Origin of the sequence: Thiohalobacter thiocyanaticus (genome assembly GCF_003932505.1) — a bacterium.
GTDB classification, from domain to species: Bacteria; Pseudomonadota; Gammaproteobacteria; order Thiohalobacterales; family Thiohalobacteraceae; genus Thiohalobacter; species Thiohalobacter thiocyanaticus.
Map to the genome: position 1 here is coordinate 57,937 of NZ_QZMU01000002.1, position 25,015 is coordinate 82,951.

Annotated in this window: 24 protein-coding genes; 12 read left to right on the forward strand and 12 right to left on the reverse strand. The window is 63.2% G+C overall.

The features are described 5' to 3' along the window. Nucleotides 1–87 precede the first annotated feature (87 nt). Nucleotides 88–879 carry a TusE/DsrC/DsvC family sulfur relay protein gene (locus D6C00_RS14460; protein ID WP_125182530.1) on the reverse strand — a complete coding sequence of 264 codons (792 nt, stop codon included), beginning with the start codon at nt 877–879 and terminating at the stop codon, nt 88–90. 269 nt (nt 880–1,148) lie between these two features. Here D6C00_RS14460 and D6C00_RS14465 point away from each other — a divergent pair, with 269 nt between their 5' ends. The 4 genes from D6C00_RS14465 to D6C00_RS14480 all read left to right on the forward strand — a co-directional run bounded on the left by D6C00_RS14465 (nt 1,149) and on the right by D6C00_RS14480 (nt 4,008). Then, a complete protein-coding gene (locus D6C00_RS14465; protein ID WP_125182531.1) occupies nt 1,149–1,520 on the forward strand; it encodes a hypothetical protein in 372 nt (123 codons plus the stop codon). A 75-nt stretch (nt 1,521–1,595) separates the two neighbouring features. Beyond that, nucleotides 1,596–2,294: a hypothetical protein gene (locus D6C00_RS14470; protein WP_125182532.1), complete on the forward strand. Its 699-nt coding sequence runs from the start codon at nt 1,596–1,598 to the stop codon at nt 2,292–2,294. Between the two features lie 68 nt (nt 2,295–2,362). Continuing rightward, the gene (locus tag D6C00_RS14475; RefSeq protein ID WP_125182533.1) at nt 2,363–3,490 is read left to right on the forward strand and encodes a GGDEF domain-containing protein; all 1,128 of its coding nucleotides are present in this window, start codon (nt 2,363–2,365) and stop codon (nt 3,488–3,490) included. Between the two features lie 8 nt (nt 3,491–3,498). Continuing rightward, complete coding sequence (locus D6C00_RS14480) at nt 3,499–4,008, forward strand: SixA phosphatase family protein (RefSeq protein WP_125182534.1); 510 nt, start codon at nt 3,499–3,501, stop codon at nt 4,006–4,008. A gap of 244 nt (nt 4,009–4,252) precedes the next feature. Here the strand turns inward: D6C00_RS14480 and serS are convergent, their stop codons facing one another. From serS to ald, 7 genes are all read right to left on the reverse strand, one after another. Continuing rightward, the gene (serS, locus tag D6C00_RS14485; protein WP_125182535.1) at nt 4,253–5,530 is read right to left on the reverse strand and encodes a serine--tRNA ligase; all 1,278 of its coding nucleotides are present in this window, start codon (nt 5,528–5,530) and stop codon (nt 4,253–4,255) included. Nucleotides 5,531–5,550: 20 nt separating this feature from the next. Beyond that, a complete protein-coding gene (locus D6C00_RS14490; RefSeq protein ID WP_125182536.1) occupies nt 5,551–5,856 on the reverse strand; it encodes a DUF190 domain-containing protein in 306 nt (101 codons plus the stop codon). Continuing rightward, nucleotides 5,853–6,227, reverse strand: coding sequence for a fluoride efflux transporter CrcB (crcB, locus tag D6C00_RS14495; protein WP_125182537.1), 375 nt, complete (start codon nt 6,225–6,227; stop codon nt 5,853–5,855). Before crcB ends, D6C00_RS14490 begins: the two co-directional genes overlap by 4 nt. A 286-nt stretch (nt 6,228–6,513) precedes the next feature. After that, the gene (locus tag D6C00_RS14500) at nt 6,514–7,839 is read right to left on the reverse strand and encodes a replication-associated recombination protein A (protein ID WP_125182538.1); all 1,326 of its coding nucleotides are present in this window, start codon (nt 7,837–7,839) and stop codon (nt 6,514–6,516) included. Between the two features lie 196 nt (nt 7,840–8,035). After that, entirely contained in the window at nt 8,036–8,617 is a 582-nt protein-coding gene (lolA, locus tag D6C00_RS14505) for an outer membrane lipoprotein chaperone LolA (RefSeq protein ID WP_158675451.1), read from the reverse strand. A gap of 65 nt (nt 8,618–8,682) precedes the next feature. Further along, nucleotides 8,683–10,989: a DNA translocase FtsK gene (locus D6C00_RS14510; RefSeq protein ID WP_125182540.1), complete on the reverse strand. Its 2,307-nt coding sequence runs from the start codon at nt 10,987–10,989 to the stop codon at nt 8,683–8,685. A 388-nt stretch (nt 10,990–11,377) separates the two neighbouring features. Continuing rightward, nucleotides 11,378–12,454 carry an alanine dehydrogenase gene (gene ald, locus D6C00_RS14515; protein WP_125182541.1) on the reverse strand — a complete coding sequence of 359 codons (1,077 nt, stop codon included), beginning with the start codon at nt 12,452–12,454 and terminating at the stop codon, nt 11,378–11,380. Nucleotides 12,455–12,729: 275 nt separating this feature from the next. On the opposite strand from ald, the gene trxB reads away from it, so the two are divergent. The 5 genes from trxB to infA all read left to right on the forward strand — a co-directional run bounded on the left by trxB (nt 12,730) and on the right by infA (nt 17,197). Continuing rightward, a complete protein-coding gene (gene trxB, locus D6C00_RS14520) occupies nt 12,730–13,701 on the forward strand; it encodes a thioredoxin-disulfide reductase (RefSeq protein ID WP_125182542.1) in 972 nt (323 codons plus the stop codon). A 316-nt stretch (nt 13,702–14,017) separates the two neighbouring features. Then, nucleotides 14,018–15,199 (forward strand): GNAT family N-acetyltransferase, encoded by a 1,182-nt coding sequence (locus D6C00_RS14525; RefSeq protein WP_125182543.1) that lies wholly within the window; start codon nt 14,018–14,020, stop codon nt 15,197–15,199. 6 nt (nt 15,200–15,205) lie between these two features. Next, nucleotides 15,206–15,934: a leucyl/phenylalanyl-tRNA--protein transferase gene (gene aat / locus D6C00_RS14530; protein WP_125182544.1), complete on the forward strand. Its 729-nt coding sequence runs from the start codon at nt 15,206–15,208 to the stop codon at nt 15,932–15,934. Nucleotides 15,935–16,057: 123 nt separating this feature from the next. Then, nucleotides 16,058–16,771: an arginyltransferase gene (locus D6C00_RS14535; RefSeq protein ID WP_125182545.1), complete on the forward strand. Its 714-nt coding sequence runs from the start codon at nt 16,058–16,060 to the stop codon at nt 16,769–16,771. Between the two features lie 207 nt (nt 16,772–16,978). Beyond that, nucleotides 16,979–17,197: a translation initiation factor IF-1 gene (gene infA / locus D6C00_RS14540; RefSeq protein ID WP_096366465.1), complete on the forward strand. Its 219-nt coding sequence runs from the start codon at nt 16,979–16,981 to the stop codon at nt 17,195–17,197. Between the two features lie 105 nt (nt 17,198–17,302). On the opposite strand, the gene clpA is transcribed toward infA, so the two are convergent. Further along, a complete protein-coding gene (clpA, locus tag D6C00_RS14545; RefSeq protein WP_241546948.1) occupies nt 17,303–19,561 on the reverse strand; it encodes an ATP-dependent Clp protease ATP-binding subunit ClpA in 2,259 nt (752 codons plus the stop codon). A gap of 23 nt (nt 19,562–19,584) precedes the next feature. Continuing rightward, nucleotides 19,585–19,908, reverse strand: a complete 324-nt coding sequence (gene clpS, locus D6C00_RS14550; protein ID WP_125182546.1) for an ATP-dependent Clp protease adapter ClpS — start codon at nt 19,906–19,908, stop codon at nt 19,585–19,587. 329 nt (nt 19,909–20,237) lie between these two features. Here clpS and D6C00_RS14555 point away from each other — a divergent pair, with 329 nt between their 5' ends. Further along, nucleotides 20,238–20,447 carry a cold-shock protein gene (locus D6C00_RS14555; protein ID WP_125182547.1) on the forward strand — a complete coding sequence of 70 codons (210 nt, stop codon included), beginning with the start codon at nt 20,238–20,240 and terminating at the stop codon, nt 20,445–20,447. 367 nt (nt 20,448–20,814) lie between these two features. Here D6C00_RS14555 and icd read toward each other — a convergent pair whose 3' ends face one another. Next, on the reverse strand, nt 20,815–22,071 hold the full coding sequence (gene icd / locus D6C00_RS14560) for an NADP-dependent isocitrate dehydrogenase (RefSeq protein WP_125182548.1): 1,257 nt from the start codon (nt 22,069–22,071) through the stop codon (nt 20,815–20,817). 179 nt (nt 22,072–22,250) lie between these two features. Then, on the reverse strand, nt 22,251–23,165 hold the full coding sequence (locus D6C00_RS14565) for a hypothetical protein (protein WP_125182549.1): 915 nt from the start codon (nt 23,163–23,165) through the stop codon (nt 22,251–22,253). 297 nt (nt 23,166–23,462) lie between these two features. Between D6C00_RS14565 and D6C00_RS14570 the strand changes: the two genes are divergently transcribed. Together D6C00_RS14570 and mnmA are read left to right on the forward strand one after the other, a co-directional pair. After that, the gene (locus tag D6C00_RS14570; protein ID WP_125182550.1) at nt 23,463–23,921 is read left to right on the forward strand and encodes an NUDIX hydrolase; all 459 of its coding nucleotides are present in this window, start codon (nt 23,463–23,465) and stop codon (nt 23,919–23,921) included. Further along, on the forward strand, nt 23,918–25,012 hold the full coding sequence (gene mnmA / locus D6C00_RS14575) for a tRNA 2-thiouridine(34) synthase MnmA (protein ID WP_125182551.1): 1,095 nt from the start codon (nt 23,918–23,920) through the stop codon (nt 25,010–25,012). Before D6C00_RS14570 ends, mnmA begins: the two co-directional genes overlap by 4 nt. Nucleotides 25,013–25,015: the final 3 nt, after the last annotated feature.

Below are 25,015 nucleotides of genomic sequence, written 5' to 3' on the forward strand. Positions count from 1 at the left end.
AAAGCTACACCCCTCGAAGAAACCGGTGTAAGCAGGTTTACGGCAACAACCGTAAATTCTTTAGTGTTGTTGGTATAACCAACAGATTCAGCCGTCGATGCAGCCCTGCGGCTCGGGCAGACCGGCGATGCGCGAGCCCTGCCGCGAGGGACCTTTGGGAAACAGCTTGTAGAGATAATCGGCGCTGGCCTTCTCCGGGCCGATCTCCTCACGCATGTGACGCATCAGGATCTTCACCATCGGGCTGATTCCGTATTCGAAATAGAAACCGCGCAGGAAGTTGAGAATCTCCCAGTGCTCGGCGGTCAGCTCGATGCCCTCCTTCTGGGCCATGTGCATGGCGACCCGTTCATTCCAGCGGTGCAGGTCGATCAGGTTGCCGGTAGGGGTGACTTCGTAACGTTCGCCGTCGAACTCGAAGCTGCCGACGAAATGCCCGGCCGCCCTGGACTGCTTGACCTGCGGGTTGTCGGCAGCGCGGTTGTCGGCATAGGTGCGGCGTTCCAGTTCTGCATCCAGATGCGGCACGGGCACGCCGGCCAGCTTGGAGCCCTGCACCAGCACATCGCCTGGAAACAGCGAATCCAGACGTTCATCACGGGCCAGTTCCTCATAGCCCTCGCGCAACAGGGCGCGCTTGAGCAGCTTGCGCACCGGCGAGACGTTGTATTCACCGTAGTAGCTGCGCATCAGGTTGATCACGTCCCAGTGATCCCGGGTCAGGTTCACGCCCATGGACTCAGCCATGGCAGCGGCGACATCCGGACTCCAGTCGTCGAGGTTGTGCAACCGCCCGTCGGGCATCAGCGGGATGGTCTTGCCGCCGACATCCATGACGGCGCCGGTGGGAAATTCCACGACATTCGAGGTGTGTGGCATGTCAGTACCCTTTTGTCTCTGTGTTCAGATCCAGCCTTTTATGGCGTTCCCTGGCAGGAACATGGGCCGGTCGACCGTCACCGGCAACCATCCCCTGTCACCCGTTGTAGCGGTACGGTGCGCGCGATCTTGAATCCTGGACCGACGATTCCTGTTATGATTCATTATGTTAGAAAATACTGATACAAATACCGGATCCCTCCCCCGGTGGCACGCTGTCCGGGCAGCGGCTATCCTGACGTCCAGAAACTGCACCGGCCCTGAAATCCATGAGAAAAGAGATTGCAATACAATGTGATAAAGCGATCCAGGATATTCTTCTGACAGCCCTGGAAAACTATATCGATGTCGCCTTCCCGCCCCACAGTTCGGATTGCGCCCAGGTCGCGCGCAGCGCCCTGCAGGATGCGGTCACGGCCCTGAAGTCGGAGTTCTCCGTACAGGACCAGGCCGTTTACAACAAGCGTCTGCGCGCCATGTTCCGGGAAGGCATCAAGCTGCATTACCAGCTGCAGGAGGCCGATACCGGCCGCCGCCACGCGGCCGAACGGGAGCTGCTGCTGGCGGTGGTCGGCGGTGAACCCGCCGACCGCGAGGCGCTGGAGCAGGCACGCGCCCGGGATACCGGGACCGCGGCTTGAGACAGGAGCGGAACGGGAGGATAATCCCTGCGCTCCCCCATCCTACACAGACCGCAGATCAATACAGACTGGAGCATGACTACAACCCCTCTGTTCAGCCGCGAGCCCGGCGCCCATGAACGTCATCTGCGGCGCCGGTACGAAAATCCCCTGTTTTCCGCCGAACGCCGGCAGATCAGTGAACAGGATGTGCTGGCCGCGCGCCGGCGCGATCAGCAGCAGCTGGAGAGCTTCCTGGAACGCTTTCATCAGGTGGTGCAGCGAGCGGTGGAACTTGACACCAACGTCCAGAGCGACGTCATCCTGGAACTCAAGGAGGAACTGGACCGCTGTTACGAGGAGGCCGCCGGCCTGACCGGGGATCAGTCCCGGATCAAGGAAGCCATCGTCCGCTTGGTGGACACCATCATGCGGGCTGTGCGCCAGGGCGCGGAAAACGACGCCGTGGCCCTGCGCAAGCTCGACGAGGAGGACCAGGCCCGCGCCCTGCATTTCGAACTGCTGGAGGAACCGCTGGTCGCCGATCTGCTCAATCCCGAAGCCGTGATTCCCGAGGGCGACCTCATCCCGACCCTGCTCGGGGCCGAGCCCGCCGTGCTGGAGAAGGTCCTGACCCTGTTCAGCGATGAGCAGCTCACGATGATAATCCGGGATGCGCGCCGGCTGCTGGAATCAAACCCGGCCGCTGCCGTCGGCCTGGAACAGGCCCGGGCCAACCTGGCCCGGATTCAGGCCGCGGCCACCGAGCAGGCCGGCATGCATACCATCAATTAGGGGCACCCGGCCCGCCGGTGTATAATCCGGTCGGCCGGAGAATAACAAACCGCACAAGGAACGAAGCCATGAGTATTCTGCGCCGTCGAACCGCGGATGACCGACGCTCGGGACGTGACCGGCGCTGGACCGACACGGCCGCCTGCCAGGGACTCAATCCGGACGTCTACCGCTATCCGGACTGGTCGGAGCAGCTCATCCAGTTCCTGACCCGCTACCTGTTCTTCAGCCTCGGCATCCTGTTCTTCAATTTCACCCAGAACATCGAGCCGGTCTGGTTCAGCCGCCTCGAACTCAATATCGCCTTCGGCCTGTATTTCGTCATCAACACCCTGAACTTCCTGCACGCCAGTCGTCGCCCCATCTGCCCCGCCCGCTACCATTTCGCCATGTGGGTGGATATCGCCATCACCGCCATCTCGGTGCTCAACGATCCCTACGCCATCCCGCCCTCGCTGCTGGTATTCATCATGGTGGTGCTGGGCAACGGCATGCGCTACGGCATGCGCCTGTTCGGTGAGGCCGTGATCGGCTGCTTCGGCGCCGTGATGCTGGTCTTCACCCTGCGCTATTCCAACATGGGTGAACTGTTCACGCCGGGCATGCTGTTCCTGAACCTGTTCGGGGGCATCATCCTGGTCTATGCCTATATCCTGATGGGACGGATCGAGCAGTCACGCCGCGAGCTCGAGCACAACAGCCGCATCGACCCCCTTACCGGCCTGATGAACCGGGGCGCGCTGATGGAGCTGTCCGACCGCCTGTTCCAGAGTCTCGGCGGCGGCTCCCATCGCGCCGTGGTGATGTTCGCCGACATGGACAAATTCAAACAGGTCAACGATACCTATGGCCACGGCATGGGCGACCAGGTTCTGCGCAAGGTGGCCGAAATCATGCGGGGCTCGCTGCGCGGCACTGATCTCGCCGCGCGCATCGGCGGCGACGAATTCGTCCTGGTGCTGACCGACATCACCCTGGACGAGGCCGAGCTGGTCGCCACCCGCATCCAGGAGCAGATCGCGCTCTATGCCTGTGACCACCAGCTGCCCTGCAGCGTGACCATCGCCCTCGGCGAGGCGCCGACCCATGGCCGCAGCCTCGATGCCATCCTCGACCACGTCGACCGGGCCCTGTACAAGTGCAAGCGCACCCGCGACTGCACCGGCATCATGCGCGCGGAAACCCTCCAGGCCTGAGGCCGACCATGAGCAAGACCCTCGCCCTGCTGCGCCACGCCAAATCCGACTGGGACGCCGGCACCACGGATATCGACCGCCCCCTGAACAAACGCGGGAAGAAGGATGCCCCGAGCCTCGGTCGCTGGCTGCAGAGACAGGCCTGGCGGCCGCAGCTGATTCTTAGTTCCCCTGCCGTCCGGGCCCGTCAGACCATTGAGGCCGTGATCGAACAGGCCGGGATGCAGGACGTCGAGCTACGCTGGGAGGAAGAACTCTACCTGGCCAGCCGGAAGTCACTGTTGCAACGCATCCGCGGGCTGTCCCAGGAAACGAAAAGCGTGCTGCTGGTCGGGCACAATCCCGGGCTGGAGGAGGTGCTGGAATACCTGAGCCGGACGGCGGTACCAACCACCGACAGCGACAAGCTGTTCACCACCGCCAACCTGGCGCTGCTGCGGCTGGACGGCAACTGGAAGGATGCGGGCCGCGGCACGGCCGAACTGGTAGAGCTGGTCCGGCCGCGGGATCTGGGCTGAGACTGGCTATCAGGCATTTGTGCTGTCAACGCAGAATACGCGGAGGCGCAAAGATTTAGAAACCTTCGATCAATTACGTCATTGCGAGGAGCGTAGCGACGTGGCAATCTCTAACCGATTGATTCTGCATTACGAGATTGCCACGCTTCGCTCGCAATGACGATATAAAATTCATTGGACTTTGCGCCTCCGCGCCTCTGCGCTCTCGGCGTTACCCATTACCGCTGCATGGCATGACACGGACTCACCCCGCCGGCCGGATCGACTCCATCCCGCCCATCCAGGCCCGCAACGCCTCCGGCACGGTCACACTGCCGTCGGCCTGCTGATGGTTCTCCAGGATCGCTACCAGGGTGCGGCCCACCGCCAGACCGGAACCGTTCAGGGTATGCAGCAGCTCCGGTTTGCCGGTATCGGGGTTGCGCCAGCGGGCCTGCATGCGCCGGGCCTGGAAGTCCTCGAAGTTGCTGCAGGAGGAGATCTCGCGGTATTTCGCCTGCCCCGGCAGCCACACCTCGATGTCGTAGGTCTTGGCGGCGGAAAAACCGATGTCGCCGGTGCACAGGGTCACCACCCGGTAGGGCAGCTCCAGCCGCTGCAGGATGGTCTCGGCGTGGCCGGTCAGCGCCTCCAGCGCCTCATAGGACTGAGCCGGCGGCACCATCTGCACCAGCTCCACCTTCTCGAACTGATGCTGGCGGATCATGCCGCGGGTATCGCGGCCGTAGGAACCGGCCTCGGAGCGGAAACAGGGCGTGTGGCAGACAAACCTCAGCGGCAGGCTTTCGGCGATCTCGCCGCGCAGGATGTTGGTCACCGGCACCTCGGCGGTCGGAATCAGGTAGTACTGCGGCTCGCTGGCAGTGGCGAACAGATCCTCCTCGAACTTGGGCAGCTGCCCGGTGCCGCGCAGGCTGTCGGCATTGACCAGGTAGGGCACATAGACCTCCTGATAGCCGTGCTCACGGGTGTGCACGTCCAGCATGAACTGAATCAGAGCGCGGTGCAGCCGGGCCATGTCGCCGTGCATCAGTGCAAAACGCGCACCGGCGATCTTCGCCGCGGTATCGAAATCCAGTCCGTTGGGACCGGTACCCACATCGACATGGTCCCGGACCTCGAAGTCGAACTGCCGCGGCTCGCCCCAGCGGCGCACTTCCTGGTTATCATCCTCACTGTCGCCGTCGGGTACGGACGTATGCGGGAGGTTTGGAATCGCCATGAGAATGGCGTTGAGCTCGCCCTGCAGGGCATCGAGCCTGGCCTTGCCCGCATCGAGCTTCTCACCCAGACCGGCGACCTCAGCCAGCAGCGGCTGGATGTCCTCGCCCTGGGCCTTGGCCTTGCCGATGGCCTTCGAGCGGCGGTTGCGCTCGGCCTGCAGCTCCTCGGTCTGCACCTGCAGCGACTTGCGCTCCTCCTCCAGGGCGCGCAGCCGCTCGACGTCCAGGGTGAAGCCACGCCGCGCCAGCTGCTGCGCGGTCTGTTCCAGCTCGGTTCTGAGTAGTTTCGGATCCAGCATGTCTTGTCCTGGCGATTGATTTATTCGTGTACCGTGGCCGGCCAGGTCACGATATGACCCGGCGCAATTTGATCTTCCAGATGGTCCAGTATCCGCCTGACCTTTTCCGGCGTATCGAAGAACTCGATCACCAGCGGCAGATCCAGCGCCAGATCCACCAGTCGCGCCTCGTGCATGCGCCCGGAGGGGCCGAAACCGCTGACACCGCGGAACACGGTCACCCCGCGCACCTTCTCCTCGTCATGCAGCCGTTTTACCAGATGGGCATGCCGTTCCTCGTCATCGGTCATATAGACACGCACGAAGGTTATCTCTATCTGCTTCATAACTGTCTCCCCAGTGCTATACCGATGGCCGCCGCCCCGATGCAGAGCAGTACGCTCAGCAGGACATTCGCCGCCGCCCGGCCCAGCTCACCGGCCTGCATCAGGTTCAGGGTCTCCAGCGAGAAGGTGGAAAAGGTGGTGAAGGCCCCCAGCAGCCCGACCAGCCAGAAGGCCCGCAGCGCCGGTGCCACCGCCAGCCGCTCCACCAGCAGGATGAACAATACCCCCATCAACAGGCTGCCCAGCACATTGACCACCAGAGTGCCGTAGGGGAATTCCCGTCCCCACCACTGATGGACACCGGTGGAGACCGCATAACGCAGCACCGAGCCCAGCGCGCCGCCCAGGGCGATGGCCAGCCAGTGGATCATGAGGCGCGGGATCCTGTCAGGGTCGGTTGTGGCATGGGGCGCTATGTTACACCAGTTAACTGTTTTTTATGAAAGAGCGCCACGGAATACACGGAAAGCACGGACAAATTCATTATTGCTTTCGAGGTACCCTCTTCCTCTGTAACGTCATTCCTGCGCATGCAGGAATCTATCAACCGTAGCAGCATCTGGATTCCGGCATACGCAGGAATGACGGAGAGTTGTCTGATGTTGCCAACATCATATTCATTATTTTCCGTGTTTTCCGTGTATTCCGTGGCGCTCTTCAATCAGATTCATCCTTCGCCCGCCGGTCCAGCTCGCGCAGGTGCGCCAGCTTGTCGCGGATCTTCAGCTCCAGCCCGCGCGGCACCGGATCATAATAGTGCGGCCGCGGCATGCCCTCGGGGAAATAGTCCTCGCCGGCGGCGTAGGCCTCGGGCTCGTCATGGGCGTAGCGATACGCCTTCCCGTAACCCAGTTCCTTCATCAGTTTGGTGGGCGCGTTGCGCAGGTGAATGGGCACCTCCAGCGATCCGTACTTGCCGATCTCGCGCCGGGCGGCATTGTAGGCCATGTAGACGGCGTTGCTCTTGGGCGCACAGGCCAGATACAGCACCGCCTGGGCCAGCGCCAGCTCGCCCTCCGGGCTGCCCAGACGTTCCTGCACGTCCCAGCAGTTGAGACACAGTTCCAGCGCCCGCGGGTCGGCATTGCCAATGTCCTCCGAGGCCATGCGCACGATGCGCCGGGCCAGGTACAGCGGATCGCAGCCGCCATCCAGCATCCGCACCAACCAGTAGAGCGCGGCGTCCGGGGCCGAGCCGCGCACCGACTTGTGCAGAGCCGATATCTGGTCGTAGAAGGCCTCGCCGCCCTTGTCGAACTGGCGCAGGCCGCCCGCGGCCACCTCGTTGACCACTGCCTCGGGGATGACCCAGCGCCCGTCGCGCTGTTCGGCCAGATCGGTGGCGATCTCCAGCAGATTCAGCACCCGCCGTGCATCGCCGTCGGCGGCCTGGCACAGGCGGTCACGCAGCTCGGGCGCGAGTTCGATATGGCGGTCGCCCAGACCGCGCTCCATGTCCTCCAGCGCCTCGTCCAGGATCCGACGTAACGTCTCGGGCTCCAGCCGCTTGAGCACATAGGTGCGTGCACGCGACAGCAGCGCGTTGTTCAGTTCAAAGGAGGGATTCTCGGTGGTCGCGCCGACGAACAGCACGGTGCCGTCCTCGACATGCGGCAGGAAGGCGTCCTGCTGCGACTTGTTGAAGCGGTGCACCTCGTCGACGAACAGGATGGTCGGCCGGTTATAGGCCTCGCGCAGCTGGCGGGCATGTTCGACCGCCTGGCGGATATCCTTCACCCCGGCCAGCACCGCCGACAGGGTCATGAACTCGGCCCCGGCGGTGCGCGCCAGCAACCGTGCCAGGGTGGTCTTGCCGGTCCCGGGCGGACCCCAGAAGATCATGGAATGCAGGCGGCCGGCCTCGATGGCCGCCCGCAGCGGCTTGCCCGGCCCCAGCAGGTGTTCCTGGCCGATGAACTCGTCCAGGGTGCGCGGCCGCATGCGGTCGGCCAGGGGGCGGTAGGCGGTGTCGCTATCCTGCATGTGGTGTTGTCCCAAAATTCAAGAGCGCCACGGAAAACACGGACAAATGATTATCGGGGTTTGGCAGCACTGGCCAGCTTTTCACGTCATTCCGGCGTATGCCGGAATGACGTCATGCGAGTGGGTACGCTGCCTCGATAACAATTATGAATCTGTCCGTGTTTTCCGTGTATTCCGTGGCGCTCTTTAATGCGCTTTAATCTTCTCCGCCCAGGACATCCGTGCCCGGCGGCGGGTCGAAGCGGAACAGCCCGGGGTCGAGTTCGACATTACGCTGCGCGTTGGTGAAGCGGATGTCGGTACGCTGGCCGAAGCTGTCGTGCAGGATCATGCGCTGCAGCATGCCGTCGACAAAACCCAGGTGAATGGCCTCGAACTGACTGTCGGCATCCCGGGGCACGAGTTCGGCCCATTCGGTCTCGCCCTCCCCGCCCACGGCGGCGATCACGAACACCTCGGCCGGGTCCTCGACGCTGCTCAGCAGCACCGCCGGGGTACCCATGAGGACTTCCGCCTGGGGCTTGCGCGTGGCCTGTTCCAGGTCGGCATCGTAGGTCCAGAGGGTGCGGCCGTCGCCCAGGATGACCTGGGTATAGGGTTCGTCATAGTTCCAGCGGAAGCGGCCGGGGCGCTGGATGAACACCTCGCCCGCCCCCCGCTGCACCCGGTCGCCGTGGCGGTCCAGCACCTCCTGGGTGAAATCGGCCCGGAAGGTGCGCAGGCCGTCGAAGAAGGCGGTGAACACGGCCGGGGGCTCGGCCTGTGCGGTGCTGAACATAAGACACAGCAGTGCGGCCGGAAGCCAGGCGGATCGGTTTAATGCGATAGACATGATCGGGCCTCTCAGTCCTGGGGCGGTGGCGGAGCCAGCACTTCGCGCGAGCCGTTGGCCTCCAGCGGACCGACGATACCGGCCGCCTCCATGGCCTCGATCATGCGCGCGGCGCGGTTATAGCCGATCTTCAGCCGCCGCTGCACGCCGGAGATGGAGGCCCGGCGGGTTTCGGTGACGATCTGCACCGCCTGATCGTAGAGCGGGTCGGACTCGCTGTCCTCGCCGCCGATGGGGGTCTCGCCCGGCAGCTCGCCGCCGGGCAGGTTGTCCTGCAGGATCTCCTCGATATAGTCCGGCGCGCCGCTGCCCTGCAGGTGATTGACCACCTTGTGCACCTCCTGGTCGGAGACGAAGGCGCCGTGCACGCGCATGGGCAGGCCGGTGCCGGGCGGCAGGTAGAGCATGTCGCCGTGGCCCAGCAGCTGCTCGGCGCCCATCTGGTCGAGGATGGTGCGTGAGTCCACCTTGCTGGAGACCTGAAAGGCGATGCGGGTGGGGATGTTGGCCTTGATCAGACCCGTGATGACGTCCACCGACGGCCGCTGCGTGGCCAGGATCAGATGCACGCCGGCGGCGCGTGCCTTCTGCGCCAGCCGGGCGATCAGCTCCTCCACCTTCTTGCCGACCACCATCATCATGTCGGCCAGCTCGTCGACGATGACGACGATGTAGGGGAGTTTGTCCAGCGTCGGATGCTCCGTCTCGTCCATGTGCTCTTCCGGCTTCCACAGCGGATCGGGAATCGGCTCGCCGCGGTCGATGGCCTCTTTGACCTTGCGGTTGTAGTTGAGGATGTTGCGCACCCCGAGCGCGGCCATCAGCTTGTAACGCCGCTCCATCTCGGCCACGCACCAGCGCAGCGCGTTCTGCGCCTCCTTCATGTCGGTCACCACCGGCGTGAGCAGGTGCGGAATGCCCTCGTAGATGGACAGCTCCAGCATCTTGGGATCGATCATGATCAGGCGCACATCCTGCGGCAGTGTCTTGTACAGGATGCTCAGGATCATGGCATTGATGGCCACCGACTTGCCCGAGCCGGTGGTGCCCGCCACCAACAGGTGCGGCATGCGCGCCAGATCGGCCACGATGGGCTGGCCGCTGATGTCCTTGCCCAGCGCCAGGGTCAGCGGCGAACTGGAATCATCGTAGGCGCTGGATTTCACGATCTCGCTCAGGGTGACGATCTCGCGGTACTCGTTGGGTATCTCCAGCCCCACCACCGACTTGCCCGGGATGATCTCCACCACCCGCACGCTGATGGTTGAGAGGGCCCGGGCCAGGTCCTTGGCCAGATTGGTGATCTGGCTCACCTTCACCCCGGTGCCGGGCTGCAGCTCGAAGCGGGTGATGACCGGCCCGGGGCTGACCGCGACCACCTCGACCTCGATGCCGAAGTCGGCCAGCTTCATCTCCACCAGCCGCGACATGGCCTGCAGCGCCTCCTCGGAATAGCCGCCGACCTTCTTCTGCGGCTCGTCCAGCAGCGCCAGCGGCGGCAGCTCGGAATTGGGCGGCGGCTCGAACAGGGGAACCTGGCGCTCCTTCTCCTCGCGCTCGCTGGGCTCGACCGTCTTGATCACGGGCTCGATCCTGACCGGCTTACGCTTCTCGACCTTCTTCTTCTCGGTCCGGACCACCTCTTCGCGCTGGCGCAGCGCCTTGCGGCTCTCCAGGTAATCCTTCGCCCGGAGTATCTTCTGCCGGGCCAGGCTCAGCCCCTGCAGCACCAGCCGGCCGGTCTGGTCCATGAGGGAAAACCAGGACAGACCGGTGAACAGGGTCACGCCGGCCAGGAACAGGGCCAGCAGCAGCAGGGTCGCGCCCAGGAAGCTGAAGGGGGCGGCCAGGCCGCCGCCGATGAAATCGCCCAGGATACCGCCGGCGCTGAGCGGCAGCTGCCCGGGGGCGATAACGAAATGCAGGCTGGCCAGCCCGCAGCCGGACGCCACGGTGAGCAGAAAGCCGGCCCAGCGGATGCCCAGTACCCGGTAGTCGATCTCATCCCGGCCGTCGCGGCCGCGGAAGATCAGCCAGCCACTGTAGGCAATCATCACGGGAAACAGGTAGGCCAGATACCCGATCAGGTACAGCAGGACGTCGGCGAACCAGGCGCCGACCGCGCCCCCCATGTTGCCGACCTCGCCGCGCGGTCCACTGTGCGACCAGCCCGGGTCGTCGTGGCTGTAGGTCAGCAGGGCGAACAGGAAATAGAGCGCGATCGCGGCCAGCACGATGAGCGCGCCCTCGCGTACCCCGCGGCTGACATGGTGCCGCAGGGGAACGGGATTCGGTTTCTTGCGTTTTGCCTGTGCCAAGATCGAGAAATCTTTGTAAGTTTATCGGCTAACTATATTGACTTAAAAGGAAATCACCTGCAAGCGGAATCAACCATTGCACAATTTCGGCTGACCTACCTGACACCGTCATCCCGGCGAATGCCGGGATCCAGACACCGCAGCGGTCACTGGATTACTCGCTACGCTCGTTCCTGCCGCTCGCAGAGCTTGCGGCGCTCAGACGGGGCAAGCAAAGCAGTTTGCTTGCCCGGATCCGTCTTCACCCTCCGGGCCGCCCTCTGGGCGTTCAACGCGCCTGCGCGCTTTTGTCCCGCCTCCGCGGGAATGACGGCGCCTTTCGTAGTTGTTTCCGCCCTTTCGACCGTTGTGTAAATGCGGTTTTCAGAAATTTTCATGTCCTGACAAATCAATGCTTGCCGCCAAGCGCCGCCTTGACCGCCGGATGAACCACGTCCCCGGCATGGATGTTGATCCCCGCCGCCAGGCCGGAATCGGTGGTCCAGTTCTGTTCCCCGGCCAGTTGCAACGCATAGGGCAGCACGGCCGCCGACAGGGCCTGGGAGGCGCTACGCGGCACCGCGCCCGGCATGTTGGTGACACCGAAATGCACAATGCCGTTCCAGTCATAGGTCGGCGCGCTGTAATCGGTCGGGTGGATGGTCTCGATACAGCCGCCCTGGTCGACGGAGATGTCCACCACCGCGCCGCCGGACGCCATCCGTTCCACCATCGTCGCCGCCACCACGTGCGGGGCGCGGGCACCGGGAATGAGCACCGCCCCGATCAGCAGATCGCAGGCCGCCACTGCCTCGGCCACCGCGTCCTGGTAGGGATACAGGGCGGTGACATTGGGCCCGAGTCCGCGCATGGCCTCCAGCCGTTCGCGCTGCTTGTCGAACACCGTCACTTCCGCACCCATGGCGGCCGCAAAGGCCGCAGCATTGCCGCCGGCGAAACCGCCGCCGATGACGGTCACCCGGCCCCGTTCCGCCGCCGGCAGCCCGCCCAGCAGCAACCCCTTGCCGCCCTGGGGAGTATGCAGCAGGGTGGCGCCGATCTGGACCGCCAGCCGCCCGGCAATGTCGCTCATGGGGGCAAGCAGGGGCAGCCCTCCGGCGTGGGTCACGGTCTCGAAACCGATGGCGGTCAAACCGATGGCCTGCAGCCGCCGGGCCAGTTCCACTTCGGCGGCCAGGTGCAGATAGCAGAACAGCAGATGCTCCGCACGCAGGTGCTCGAGATCCCCTTCCACCGGCTCCTTGACCTTGATGATCAGCTCGCCGTGGGCATAGACGGCACCCGCATCCGGCAGTACTTCCACGCCCGCGGCGCGGTATTCGTCATCCGTATAGCCGGATTGCAGGCCGGCGCCGGTCTCGACCGCCACTGCGTGGCCGGCCCTGACCAGATCGGTGCAGGCCGCCGGGATCAGGCCCACCCGACCTTCGAGCGTCTTGATCTCCTTCGGTATCCCGATGCGCATGCCCTCTCCTTTACCGCCCTGAGCAAAGCCCGTAACATAACTGCGCCGTCGTGCATACGGCGAGAATTTCCGGTCTCTGGCTCGAATGGCGCTTACATAAGCCGGCTTTCAGTCTATCCGTCATTCCCGCGAAGGCGGGAATCCAGTGCCTGGCAGAGCCAATAGATGCTGGATCCCCGCCGGAGCCTGCCGGCGCAGGCCGGTACGGGGATGGCGAGGCTGAGGTAACTGCCGTTCGTCTCTAGCCATTGCCAGTCAACGTGGAGCTATTATACATGAGTGAATCCAAGCACTGTCGCCTGCTGATTCTCGGTTCCGGCCCGGCCGGTTACACCGCCGCCATCTATGCCGCGCGCGCCAACCTCAATCCCGTGCTGGTCACGGGGCTGGAACAGGGCGGCCAGCTGATGACCACCACCGAGGTCGAGAACTGGCCCGGCGGCGCAGCGGATCTGCAGGGGCCGCAGCTGATGGAAGAGATGCGCCAGCACACCGAGCGCTTCGATGCCGAGATCGTCTTCGACCACATCAACAACGTGGATCTCAAGCAGCGCCCCTTCCAGCTCCAGGGTGATTCCGGCAGCTACACCTGCGATGCGCTCATCATCGCCACCGGTGCCTCGGCCATGTACCTGGGTCTGGATTCGGAAGAGGCCTTCAAGGGCCGCGGCGTCTCTGCCTGCGCCACCTGCGACGGCTTCTTCTACCGTGACAAGGCAGTGGCCGTGATCGGCGGCGGTAACACCGCCGTGGAGGAAGCCCTGTACCTGGCCAACATCGCCTCGCATGTCACCCTGGTGCATCGCCGCGACGCCCTGCGCGCCGAGAAGATCCTGCAGGATCGGCTGTTCGCCAAGGAGAAGGAAGGCAAGGTCAGCATCGAATGGAATCACGTGCTGGACGAGGTGCTGGGCGATGACGCCGGTGTGACCGGCATGCGTCTGAAGAACACCCAGGACGACTCCACCAGGGAGATCGACGTCCACGGTGTCTTCATCGCCATCGGCCACAAGCCCAACACCGATATGTTCGAGGACCAGCTGGACATGGAACACGGCTATATCAAGGTGAAAAGCGGCACCGAGGGCAACGCCACTGCCACCAGCGTGGAAGGCGTGTTCGCCGCCGGCGATGTAATGGATCATGTCTACCGCCAGGCCATCACCTCCGCCGGCACCGGCTGCATGGCCGCGCTGGACGCCGAGAAGTACCTCGACAACCTGGACCAGAGCGCCAGTCATTACTGACCGCTGGATAGCTATTCCCCCGCGACATCAACGCAGAGAACGCAGAGGCACAGAGGCGCGGAGTTTTCTTAAGAAGCTTCTGATTACGACTATTTCCGTCATTCCCGCGAATGCGGGAACCCAGATGGGTTAGAGGCATGGATGCCCGCCTCCGCGGGCATGACGAATAACTCAGAGGTTCTTTGCTTTACACTAATATACTCTTTGCGCCTCTGCGTCTCTGCGTTGATGGCGCGCAGTCACAAGTAGCTGCCGGACATTAAAGCCCGCCTTTGGTGGGCTTTTTTGCGCCCGTTATCCGGGTACACTCAGCCCAATGCAGATTCAGGTAACCGACAGCATCGATACCGTCCCGGCCGCCGACTGGAACCGGCTCAACCCGGACGGCAACCCTTTCCTGCGCCACGAGTTCCTCGCCGCGCTGGAACATCACGGCTGCGTCGGCGAGACCTTCGGCTGGCTGGCGCACCACCTGCTGGCCTTCGATGACGAACACCGGCTGGTCGGGGCCGTGCCGTTGTATTTCAAGACCAATTCCTACGGCGAGTTCGTCTTCGACTGGGCCTGGGCCGACGCCAGCGAGCGCGCCGGCATCCCCTGGTACCCCAAGGCGGTGGTGGCCATACCCTACACACCCGCCACCGGCCGGCGGCTGCTGGTCGATCCACAACTGGTTGGCCACGAAGCCGTCCGCCAGGCGCTGATCGAGGCCGCCGGCGAACTGGTCCGCGAGCAGGGCCTGTCCTCGCTGCACTGGCTGTTTCCGGATACGGCCGACACCGCCAGCCTGGAAGATGCCGGCTTTCTGCTGCGACTGGGCTGCCAGTATCACTGGACCCAGCCGGGCTACCGTGACTTCGACGACTTCCTCGACAGCTTCAGCGCCCACAAGCGCAAGAAGCTCAGGCGTGAACGCCGCCGCGTGGTCGAGGCCGGCATCGAGCACCGGATCGTGCACGGCCACGAGGCCGGTGATGCGGACTGGCGGACCATGCATCATTTCTATCAATCCACCTTCGACAAAAAATGGGGCACCGCCACCCTCAACCTGCCCTTTTTTCGCGAGCTCGGCGCCACCATGGGTGAACAGGTGGTCCTGGTCTTTGCCGAATGCGACGGCCGCCCGGTGGCCGGGGCCCTGTGCTTTCGCAGCCCGACCGCGCTCTACGGTCGCCACTGGGGCTGCGAGGCCGACTACCATAGCCTTCATTTCGAGACCTGCTACTATCAGGGTATCGATTATTGCATCCGGGAAGGCCTGACCCTGTTCGAGCCCGGCGCGCAGGGCGAACACAAGGTCAGCCGCGGCTTTCTGCCCACCCCGACCTGGTCGGCCCACTGGGTCGCCGAACCCAGGCTGCGGGACGCCATCGCGGATTTCCTGTCACGGGAGCAACGGGCCATGCGCGACTATATCCACACCCTGCACGAGGAACATCTGCCCTACAAAGCCGGCCGGTTACCGCCGCAGCCCAGTCATGTGCGGCCCATCGATTGAATCCCAATGACCCGGCGCCAATCCGCCCCCTACTGGCTCAATCCGGCCAACCCGGAGGCCCCCTTCCCCCCAGTGGAGCTGGCCCTGCGCGAGCCGGACGGGCTGCTGGCCGTCGGCGGCGGGCTGGAGCCCGAGCGCCTGCTCAACGCCTACCGTCACGGCATCTTCCCCTGGTACAGCGAGGGCCAGCCCATCCTCTGGTGGTCGCCGGACCCGCGCACCCTGCTGTTCCCCTGGCAACTGAAGGTATCCCGCAGCCTGCGCAAGACCCTGCGCCAGCAGCGCTTCCAGGTCAGTCTGGACACGGATTTCCCCGGCGTGATCCGCGGCTGCGCCGAGCCGCGCCGGGACGAACCCGGCACCTGGATCACGGTCGAGATCCGTCAGGCCTATGAACGCCTGCATCAACTGGGCCTGGCCCATTCGGTCGAAACCTGGCGGGACGGCCGGCTGGTCGGCGGCCTCTATGGTGTGGCCCTGGGCCGGGCCTTTTTCGGCGAATCCATGTTCAGCCGGGTCAGCGACGCCTCCAAGGTCGCCTTTGTGCACCTGGTACGTCAGCTCGCGGCCTGGGATTTCGCCCTGATCGACTGCCAGGTCCACACCCTGCACCTGGCCAGCCTGGGGGCGGTCGAGGTGCCGCGCCGCGAGTTCATCCGGCAGCTCGAGGCCGCCCTGCGGTTCCCCGACCGGAGCGGGCCCTGGCGGTTTGACAGCCCCGAGCCGCATGCCTAACCTGCATACGAACGGCCATCATCGGCAACGTACCGCACCCTCCCCCAACCCTTTTATGCCCGAAAGGGTGCTCCCGCTCGCGGGAGAGGGGGCAACCGTGTCGCTGCGCGAAATTTTCACTCCATGAATCGTCCCACCAACATCCAGCTCTATGTCACCCCGCCGCAGGAATGCAGCTATCTGCCGGAGCGGGACGCGGTCAGCATCTTTGTCGAACCCGGGACCGCGGACAATCCGATCTACAGCCACCTGATCCGGCACGGTTTCCGCCGCAGCGGTGAACACATCTACCGCCCGGCCTGCCCGGGCTGCCAGGCCTGCGTGTCGGTGCGTATCCCGGCAGCGCGCTTCAAGCCGTCCCGGCGCGAGCGCCGTTGCTGGAGACGCAACCGGGACCTGGCCGCGCACTGGCTCAAGGGCCATTACGCCCCGGAATATTTCGACCTCTACCAGCGCTACCTGGCGGCCCGTCACCCCGGCGGCGGCATGGACAACCCCTCCCCGGCCCAATTCCGCCAGTTCCTGCTCAGCCACTGGAGCGAGACCCTGTTCCTGGAACTGCGGCTGGAGGAACAGCTGCTCGGGGTGGCCTGCACCGACCTGGTCGACGACGGCCTGTCGGCGGTCTACACCTTCTTCGCGCCCGAGGCCAGCGACCGTGGCCTGGGTAATTACGCCATCCTGCAGCAGATCGAGCTGGCGAAGCGCCTGCATCTGGACTGGGTGTATCTGGGATACTGGATTGAAAACTCACCGAAAATGGCCTACAAACGCCGCTTCCGGCCGCTCCAGGGCTACCAGGGCGATCGCTGGCGGGAACTGGCCGAAGAACCTTAAAAGCGCCACGGAAAACACGGAAAGCACGGACAATTAAGATTGCAAAGCCCGTTTTCCCATGTCGGGTGCTGGCGCCTCGGCAATGTTATTGGTTTTTTTTCCGTGCTTTCCGTGTATTCCGTGGCCATTTTTATCATTATCCGTGTTTTCCGTGGCGCACTTAGCCGCTATAATGCGCCATTCGCCAAGTCACTGAATTGAATGTTTATGGCCAAAGAAGACCACATCGAAATGGAAGGCCGGGTGCTGGAGACCCTGCCCAACACCATGTTCCGCGTCGAACTCGAGAACGGGCACGTCGTCACGGCCCACATCTCGGGCAAGATGCGCAAGCACTACATCCGCATTCTGACCGGCGACAAGGTCACGGTGCAGCTGACCCCCTACGATCTGAGCAAGGGCCGGATCGTCTACCGTTCCCGCTGATCCCGACGGCCGCGGCCGTCGCTCTCCTGCTTTCCGCTAGCCCATAAGAAAACTGCCCAACCGGAACGGTCGGGCAGCTGTTGGCGTACCGGATTGCCGCAGGCCTCAGGCCTCTTCCTCCTCCGGAATCTCGATCTCGAGTTCGCCGTCCCTGAGATGCACATGCACCTCGCCGCCCTTGACCAGGCGGCCGAACAGCAGCTCCTCGGCCAGCGGCTTCTTGATGTGCTCCTGCACCACCCGCGCCATCGGCCGGGCACCCATCTTGGGATCATAGCCCTTCTCGGCCAGCCACAGCCGCGCCTCGTCGTCGACGTGCAGCGACACACCCTTGTCCTGCAACTGCGCCTCCAGCTCGAAGATGAACTTGTTGACCACCTGCGCCACCATGGTCGGGCCAGCGACTGGAACTGGATGATACCGTCCAGGCGGTTGCGGAACTCCGGCGTGAAGATGCGCTTGATCGCCTCCAATGCCGTCGCTGCTGTGATCCTGCTTGGTGAAACCGATGGAGCGCCGGTCCATGTCCTGCGCGCCGGCATTGGTGGTCATGACAATGATCACATTGCGGAAGTCCACCTTGCGGCCGTTGTTGTCGGTGAGCGTGCCGTGGTCCATCACCTGAAGCAGCAGGTTGAACACCTCCGGATGGGCCTTCTCGATCTCGTCGAGCAGGACCACCGAGTGCGGATGCTTGAGCACCTCGTCGGTGAGCAGCCCGCCCTGGTCGAAGCCGACATAGCCCGGCGGCGCGCCGATCAGACGAGAAACCGTGTGGCGCTCCATGTACTCGGACATGTCGAAACGGATCAGCTCGATACCCAGATGCAGCGCCAGCTGCCGGGTGACCTCGGTCTTGCCCACACCGGTGGGGCCGGCAAACAGGTACGAGCCCACAGGTTTGCTTTCGTCACGCAGCCCGGAGCGCGCCATCTTGATCGAGGCGGCAAGCGACTCCACCGCCTCGTCCTGGCCGAAGATGACCAGCTTGAGGTCGCGCGCCAGGTTCCTGAGCTTGTCCTTGTCGGTGGTGGACACGCTCTTGGGCGGGATCCGCGCGATCTTGGAGACGATCATCTCGATATCGTTGATGCCGATGGTCTTCTTGCGCTTCGACGGCGGCTGCATGCGCTGGTTGGCGCCGGCCTCGTCGATGATGTCGATGGCCTTGTCCGGCAGATGGCGGTCGGTGATGTACCGATCCGACAGCTCCGCGGCCGCATGCAGGGCCTTGGATGAATACTTCACCTTGTGGTGCTCCTCGAACACCTGCTTGAGGCCCTTGAGTATCTGTACCGTCTCGTTGACCGTCGGCTCGCGCACGTCGATCTTCTGGAAACGGCGGGCCAGGGCGCGGTCCTTCTCGAAAATGCCGCGGTATTCCTGGTAGGTGGTCGAACCGATGCACTTGAGCTCGCCGTTGGCCAGCATCGGCTTGATCAGGTTGGAGGCATCCATCACCCCGCCGGAGGCCGCGCCCGCGCCGATGATGGTATGGATCTCGTCGATGAACAGAACTGCACCCGGCTCCCTGCGCAGCTGGGCGAGCACGGCCTTGAGGCGCTTTTCGAAATCGCCGCGGTACTTGGTGCCGGCCACCAGCGCCCCCAGATCCAGCGCATAGATGACACTGTCCCTGAGCACCTCGGGCACCTGGTCGTCAACGATCATGCGCGCCAACCCCTCGGCCAGCGCCGTCTTACCCACGCCGGCCTCGCCGACATAGAGAGGGTTGTTCTTGCGCCGCCGGCACAGGATCTGCACCGTACGCTCGATTTCCTCCGCACGACCGATCAGCGGATCGATCTTGCCCTGACGGGCCAGATCGTTGAGGTTGGAGGCGAAGGTCTCCAGGGGGTTGCTCTTGCCGCCCGCCTCGCCGCCGGTCTCGGCCTCCTCGCCGCCCTGGGCGCCCAGTTCCTCCTGGTCGCCGACCTTGGAGATACCGTGGGAGATGTAGTTGACCACGTCCAGCCGGGTCACATCCTGCTTGTTGAGGAAGTACACGGCCTGGGATTCCTGCTCACTGAAGATGGCGACCAGGACATTGGCACCGGTGACTTCCTTGCTGCCCGAGGACTGGACATGGAACACCGCCCGCTGCAGCACCCGCTGGAAACCCAGCGTGGGCTGGGTTTCGCGGTTGTCGTGCTCGGGCAGGCGCGGGGTGGTCTCCTCGATGAAGCCTTCCAGTTCCTGCTTGAGCTTTTCGGTGTCGGCGGCGCAGGCGCGCAGCACCTCGGCGGCGGCGGGATTGTCCAGCAAGGCGAGCAGCAGGTGCTCGACCGTCATGAATTCATGCCGTTTCTCCCGGGCCTCCTTGAAGGCCAGGTTCAGGGTGAATTCCAGTTCCTTGCTCAGCATAATCGCACCTCGTGCTCCGCGCCCTACGCCTCTTCGAGAGTGCACAGGAGCGGATGTTGATGTTGCCGGGAGAAATCGTTGACCTGATGCACCTTGGTCTCGGCAATCTCATGGGTGTAGACCCCGCAGATTCCCTTCCCACGCGTATGCACGTGCAGCATGATCTGGGTGGCCTTTTCACGCGACATGGCAAAGAAGGTCTCCAGCACCTCGACCACGAACTCCATCGGCGTGTAGTCGTCGTTCAGCAGTACGACCTTGTACAGCGGCGGTTTCTTAACCTTGGGCTTGTCCTCCTGGACAGCGAGCCCGTCATCCTGGTTCGGTTGCTTCGGTTCCTGACTCATGGCGATGATCTTACGCGAAATCCATCGGTCCTGTCGCTGCATCACAGTCATCAATATATAGGGATCGGGCAGCGGATTTAAACCCTTTGTTAAGTACTTGAATTCACATTTCACGCCCCGCCCGCGTGCACGACCCCTAAGCGATCCAACCCCATGCGGCGAATACTTGACTATTTTAGTCAAGTGTATAAAGTGGGTTGTGTCGGATCAATCGATGCGACAGGAGGAGTCTCCGGTCACCGCCCGTGGCGCGCCGGAGGTGGAGAGGTGAAACCACCAACAGCAATAAGCGGTCGTCTGAACCGCAGCGGTAAACGAGGTAGGCACGTATGGCAATCGGTACAGTGAAATGGTTCAGCAACGCCAAAGGTTATGGCTTTATTGAACCCGAAGGCGGCGGTGAGGATGTGTTCGCCCATTTCACCGTAATTGAGGCGGAAGGTTATCGAACCCTCAAGGAAGGGCAGAAGGTGGAATACGAATACAAGGAAGGCCCGAAGGGACTGCTGGCAACCCGCATCGACCCCTCGGTCAACTAGGGCCTGTTAACACTAATCCAATCGCCTCTGCTGGGGCTGATTTTTCGTCCAGCAAGGCAGAATGAGCGAAGTGTAGTTATTCTACATGAGCGAATGATAACGCCGCTGGGCGGAACATCAGCCCCAGCCCGACGGGTTGTGCCTGAAACAGCGCCACTCAGCGTTGCTCGTACCCACAACACTCGCTGCGCTCGCGGGGCAGGCTCTCGCTTATTTGGAATCACCAAACTGCGCTCCTCGCGCCTTTATGCCCTATGGGTATCGATTGGCGCTGTTTCTGGCACAACAGAGACGATGGGATTAGTGTTAACAGGCCCTAAGTGGCAGCGCCCGGCCCGGCAGGTCCGGGCCGCGCGCCCTGAATACGTTACATGCGGGCGATCATCGCATCGCCGAAGGCGCTGCAACCCAGTTCCGTCGCCCCTTCCATTGTGCCGGCCAGATCGCAGGTGACCGTGCCCGCGGCGATGGCGCCGGCAAGCGCACTGACAACGCATTCAGCCGCCTCCTGCCAGCCCATATGGCGCAGCATCATTTCCGCCGACAGAATCAGCGAACTGGGATTAGCCCGATCCTGCCCGGCGATATCGGGCGCGGTGCCGTGCGTGGCCTCGAACAGGGCCACGGTGTCTGACAGATTGGCGCCGGGCGCGATACCGATGCCGCCGACCTGAGCCGCGGCGGCATCGGATATGTAGTCTCCGTTCAGGTTCAGCGTGGCGATCACATCACACTGTTCGGGTTGCAGCAGCAACTGCTGCAGGAAGGCGTCGGCGATGACGTCGTTGATGATGATCTCCCGGCCCGTCACCGGATTGATAAAGCTCAGCCAGGGCCCGCCGTCCTTTTCCACCGCACCGAACTCCCGCCGGGCCAGCGCGTAACCCCAGTCCCTGAAGGCGCCCTCGGTGAACTTCATGATGTTGCCCTTGTGTACCAGGGTCACCTTGCCCCGGTCCTGGTCGACGGCATACTGGATGGCCTTGCGCACCAGGCGCTCGGTGCCGTCGCGGGAGACCGGCTTGATACCGATGCCCGAGCTGTCCGGAAAACGGATCTGGGTCACGCCCAGTTCACTCTGCAGGAAATCCAGCAGCTTCTTCACCTCCGGACTGCCTTCCTCCCATTCGATGCCGGTATAGATATCTTCGGAATTTTCCCGGAAGATCACCATGTCACTCTTTTCCGGATGCCGTACCGGGCTTGGGGTACCCGGGTAATAGCGTACGGGGCGCAGGCAGACATACAGATCGAGCTGCTGGCGCAGCGCGACATTGATGGAGCGGATACCACCGCCGACCGGAGTGGTCAGCGGCCCCTTGATGGCAAGGCCGTAATCGCGGATGACCTCAACCGTCTCCGCCGGCAGCCAGGTGTTCTCACCATAGACGAGGTTGGACTTCTCCCCGGCAAAGATTTCCATCCAGACCAGCCGCCGGTTGCCGCCATAGGCCCTGGCCACCGCCGCATCCACCACCCGACGCATGACCGGCGTGATATCCACACCGATGCCGTCGCCCTCGATAAAGGGAATGACGGGATGATCGGGAACCGTGAGTGAGCTATCCGCATTGACCCGGATGCGTTCACCTTCGGCGGGGACCTCGATCTTCTGATACGCCATGCTGCTGCACTCCTGCCGCACATTGAAACAGCGTCAGTTTAGCATGGGCTTCCGGGCATTGACTCAACAGGCCCTGACTGCTTCGCTCGCAATGACGGTATGACCAAACAAAAACCCCCGCACAAGGGCGGGGGTCGATGTCTGCACAGGGTTGTGCAGAGGATGTTGCTATTGCTGCTTCAGATTTCGCCGCCGGCGGCCTCGATCAGGGCCTCCTCGATAGCGTTCGGCGCACACATGATGTTGAAGAAGGTGGCGCCGGTCTCGCTGGCGATCATCGGCAGATGCGGCCAGCTGATGGCGATGCGGAAGCGGGCATACAGGGCATAGACATCACCGCCGGAGACCAGGATCTCATAGGGCAGATGGCCGGTGGAACGCAGCTCGTCCTTGTCCACTCGGCTCATGATGTACTCGTCACCGGAGCAGCCTTCGCTCAGGCCCACACCGAAGACGGTCTCTTCCTTGCCCGGGATGTCAATGCGATAGACCTTGGTGGCGCCACCGCGAGCGTTGGCCAGGCCCTCCTCAACAGCCTTGACGGCCTCTTCGTGGCTGTCGTACTCGGCCAGCTCGGAAGGATCGTCGAAGTATTCCATGCCGAACATGTAATGATACTTGCGCAGATCCTTGGAGCTGAGCTGCTTGTCGCCGGTACCGAACTCGGTTTCCTTGCCCAGCGCTTCCTTCAGCTTGTTTGCGGCGCTGGTCATGCTGGATTCATTTTCCAGACGGTAGGCATTGCCGAAGTACTCGGGGTTGGTGTAGGAGACCTGGACCTCGTCACCCACCTGGGTCAGGGTCACGCGCTGACCGGCGGCATAACCGCCGAACTCGGAGCTGGCCGCGGCCTGCTTGAGCTCATCGTTGGTGATGGCCAGAATGAGGGCACCCTCGTAAGGGGTATAGGAACCGACGATTTCGAAGCCGGCTGATGTCACCTTGGACTTGACTTCATCGGCGATGGCGTTGATTTCACCGGACGTGGTGTAAGCCAGGCTGAATGGCTTGAGGGCCTCGGCCGAAACCGCCCCACTCGCCGTGAAGGCGAACACCGCACCTGCGAGACACATTTTTTTGATTGCGTTGATCATGTGCAACTCCTCCAGTACATGTTTATTCTAGAAATATCAGGACTCGGCCCGACTCGACTTTTATCTTCCCGCCGTGCGGGCGACTCCCTGGCCCAAATCCCGGCGGTGATGGACAATAGTAATCCATTGAGCAGGTTTTGATGTCAAGCAAAAAAGACAAAAAATCGACGCCAGTAAAAATCAGCCTTCGCAAGCATCTGATACAAAAATTTTATTAGTATCCACTAATCTATTAACATTAATGCATTCCCGGCAGGTCGGACCTGCCGGCAGACCCTTTGGAGCCGCATCGAATTCATGACCTGGAAACCGCATGTCACTGTCGCCGCGATCATCGAAAACAGCGGCTATTTCCTCTGCGTGGAAGAGATCATCGAGGGACGGCGCCGGCTCAACCAGCCCGCCGGTCACCTGGAGCCGGGCGAATCCCTGGTTGATGCGGTAATCCGCGAGGTACGCGAAGAAACCACCCGCGCCTTCACGCCGGAGGCACTGGTGGGCGTCTATCTCTGGCGCGCCGGCCCCGATCGCACCACCTTTCTGCGGGCCACCTTCACCGGTTATGCCGGGGAAGCCGACCCCGATCTGCAGCCGGATCCCGAAATCGATGCCACTGTCTGGCTCAGTCCCGACCACATCCGCACCCGCCGCGAGGAGTGGCGCAGTCCGCTGGTGATGGAATGCGTGAATGATTACCTGGCCGGACAGCGCTATCCCCTGTCCCTTCTGCGCAGCCTGCTGGATCCCCCGGAATGAAACAGCCTGCAGTCACCCGCGTCATGGTCGGCCTGTCCGGGGGCGTGGATTCCGCCGTCGCCGCCCTGCAGCTGCTGGAACAGGGGTATCAGGTCGAAGGCCTGTTCATGAAGAACTGGGACGAGGATGACGCCGACGGTTACTGCCCGGCGGCCGAGGATCTGGCCGATGCCGAGGCGGTGGCCGCACGTATTGGCATAACATTGCACAAAGTGAACTTCTCTGCCGAATACTGGGACCGGGTGTTCGAATACTTTCTGGCCGAATACCGTGCCGGGCGTACGCCCAACCCGGACGTGCTGTGCAACCGGGAGATCAAGTTCCGCGCCTTTCTCGATCATGCCCTGTCACTGGGCGCCGATGCCATTGCCACCGGACACTACGCCCGCATCGCGCATGCACCGGACGGGGTGCGGCTGCTCAAGGGCCTGGATCCGAACAAGGACCAGTCCTATTTCCTGTATCTGCTGTCACAGTCCCAGCTCAGCCGCAGCCTGTTCCCGCTCGGCGGCCTGGAAAAGACCCGGGTGCGGGAGCGCGCCCGGGAGGCCGGCTTCACCAATCACGCCAAGAAGGACAGCACCGGTATCTGCTTCATCGGCGAACGCCGCTTCAACGCCTTTCTCAAACAGTACCTGCCGGCGCGGCCGGGCGAGATCGTGGATCCCGACGGCCGCGTGCTCGGCGAGCACCAGGGACTGATGTACCACACCATCGGCCAGCGCCAGGGCCTGGGCATCGGTGGCCGCGCCGATGCCAGTGGCGAACCCTGGTATGTCGCCGACAAGGATCTGGAACACAACCGCCTGATCGTGGTCCAGGGCAGCGGGCATCCGCTCCTGCTGCACCGGGGGCTTACGCTGACCCGCCTGCACTGGATCCAGGGCGAGCCGCCGGCACAGCCGCTGACCTGCAGCGCCAGGATCCGCTACCGCCAGAGCGACCAGCCCTGCGTGCTCGAACCGCTCGATGGAAGCAGATGGCAGGTCGGATTCGACACACCCCAGCGCGCCATCACACCGGGCCAGGCGGTGGTCTTCTACCAGGGCGAAGTCTGCCTCGGGGGCGGGACGATTGAAGACAGGCTGTAATCG

Coding starts and splice junctions, on each gene's coding strand:
- icd (WP_125182548.1), bottom strand. CDS start 22,071: ATGGCGTATCAGAAGATCGAGGTCCCCGCCGAAGGTGAACGCATCCGG.
- ald (WP_125182541.1), bottom strand. CDS start 12,454: ATGCGCATCGGGATACCGAAGGAGATCAAGACGCTCGAAGGTCGGGTG.
- D6C00_RS14490 (WP_125182536.1), bottom strand. CDS start 5,856: ATGAAGCAGATAGAGATAACCTTCGTGCGTGTCTATATGACCGATGAC.
- infA (WP_096366465.1), top strand. CDS start 16,979: ATGGCCAAAGAAGACCACATCGAAATGGAAGGCCGGGTGCTGGAGACC.
- trxB (WP_125182542.1), top strand. CDS start 12,730: ATGAGTGAATCCAAGCACTGTCGCCTGCTGATTCTCGGTTCCGGCCCG.
- clpA (WP_241546948.1), bottom strand. CDS start 19,561: ATGCTGAGCAAGGAACTGGAATTCACCCTGAACCTGGCCTTCAAGGAG.
- D6C00_RS14555 (WP_125182547.1), top strand. CDS start 20,238: ATGGCAATCGGTACAGTGAAATGGTTCAGCAACGCCAAAGGTTATGGC.
- D6C00_RS14470 (WP_125182532.1), top strand. CDS start 1,596: ATGACTACAACCCCTCTGTTCAGCCGCGAGCCCGGCGCCCATGAACGT.
- D6C00_RS14460 (WP_125182530.1), bottom strand. CDS start 879: ATGCCACACACCTCGAATGTCGTGGAATTTCCCACCGGCGCCGTCATG.
- D6C00_RS14565 (WP_125182549.1), bottom strand. CDS start 23,165: ATGATCAACGCAATCAAAAAAATGTGTCTCGCAGGTGCGGTGTTCGCC.
- aat (WP_125182544.1), top strand. CDS start 15,206: ATGACCCGGCGCCAATCCGCCCCCTACTGGCTCAATCCGGCCAACCCG.
- crcB (WP_125182537.1), bottom strand. CDS start 6,227: ATGATCCACTGGCTGGCCATCGCCCTGGGCGGCGCGCTGGGCTCGGTG.
- lolA (WP_158675451.1), bottom strand. CDS start 8,617: ATGTTCAGCACCGCACAGGCCGAGCCCCCGGCCGTGTTCACCGCCTTC.
- D6C00_RS14525 (WP_125182543.1), top strand. CDS start 14,018: ATGCAGATTCAGGTAACCGACAGCATCGATACCGTCCCGGCCGCCGAC.
- mnmA (WP_125182551.1), top strand. CDS start 23,918: ATGAAACAGCCTGCAGTCACCCGCGTCATGGTCGGCCTGTCCGGGGGC.
- D6C00_RS14535 (WP_125182545.1), top strand. CDS start 16,058: ATGAATCGTCCCACCAACATCCAGCTCTATGTCACCCCGCCGCAGGAA.
- D6C00_RS14570 (WP_125182550.1), top strand. CDS start 23,463: ATGACCTGGAAACCGCATGTCACTGTCGCCGCGATCATCGAAAACAGC.
- D6C00_RS14480 (WP_125182534.1), top strand. CDS start 3,499: ATGAGCAAGACCCTCGCCCTGCTGCGCCACGCCAAATCCGACTGGGAC.
- D6C00_RS14475 (WP_125182533.1), top strand. CDS start 2,363: ATGAGTATTCTGCGCCGTCGAACCGCGGATGACCGACGCTCGGGACGT.
- D6C00_RS14500 (WP_125182538.1), bottom strand. CDS start 7,839: ATGCAGGATAGCGACACCGCCTACCGCCCCCTGGCCGACCGCATGCGG.
- D6C00_RS14465 (WP_125182531.1), top strand. CDS start 1,149: ATGAGAAAAGAGATTGCAATACAATGTGATAAAGCGATCCAGGATATT.
- clpS (WP_125182546.1), bottom strand. CDS start 19,908: ATGAGTCAGGAACCGAAGCAACCGAACCAGGATGACGGGCTCGCTGTC.
- serS (WP_125182535.1), bottom strand. CDS start 5,530: ATGCTGGATCCGAAACTACTCAGAACCGAGCTGGAACAGACCGCGCAG.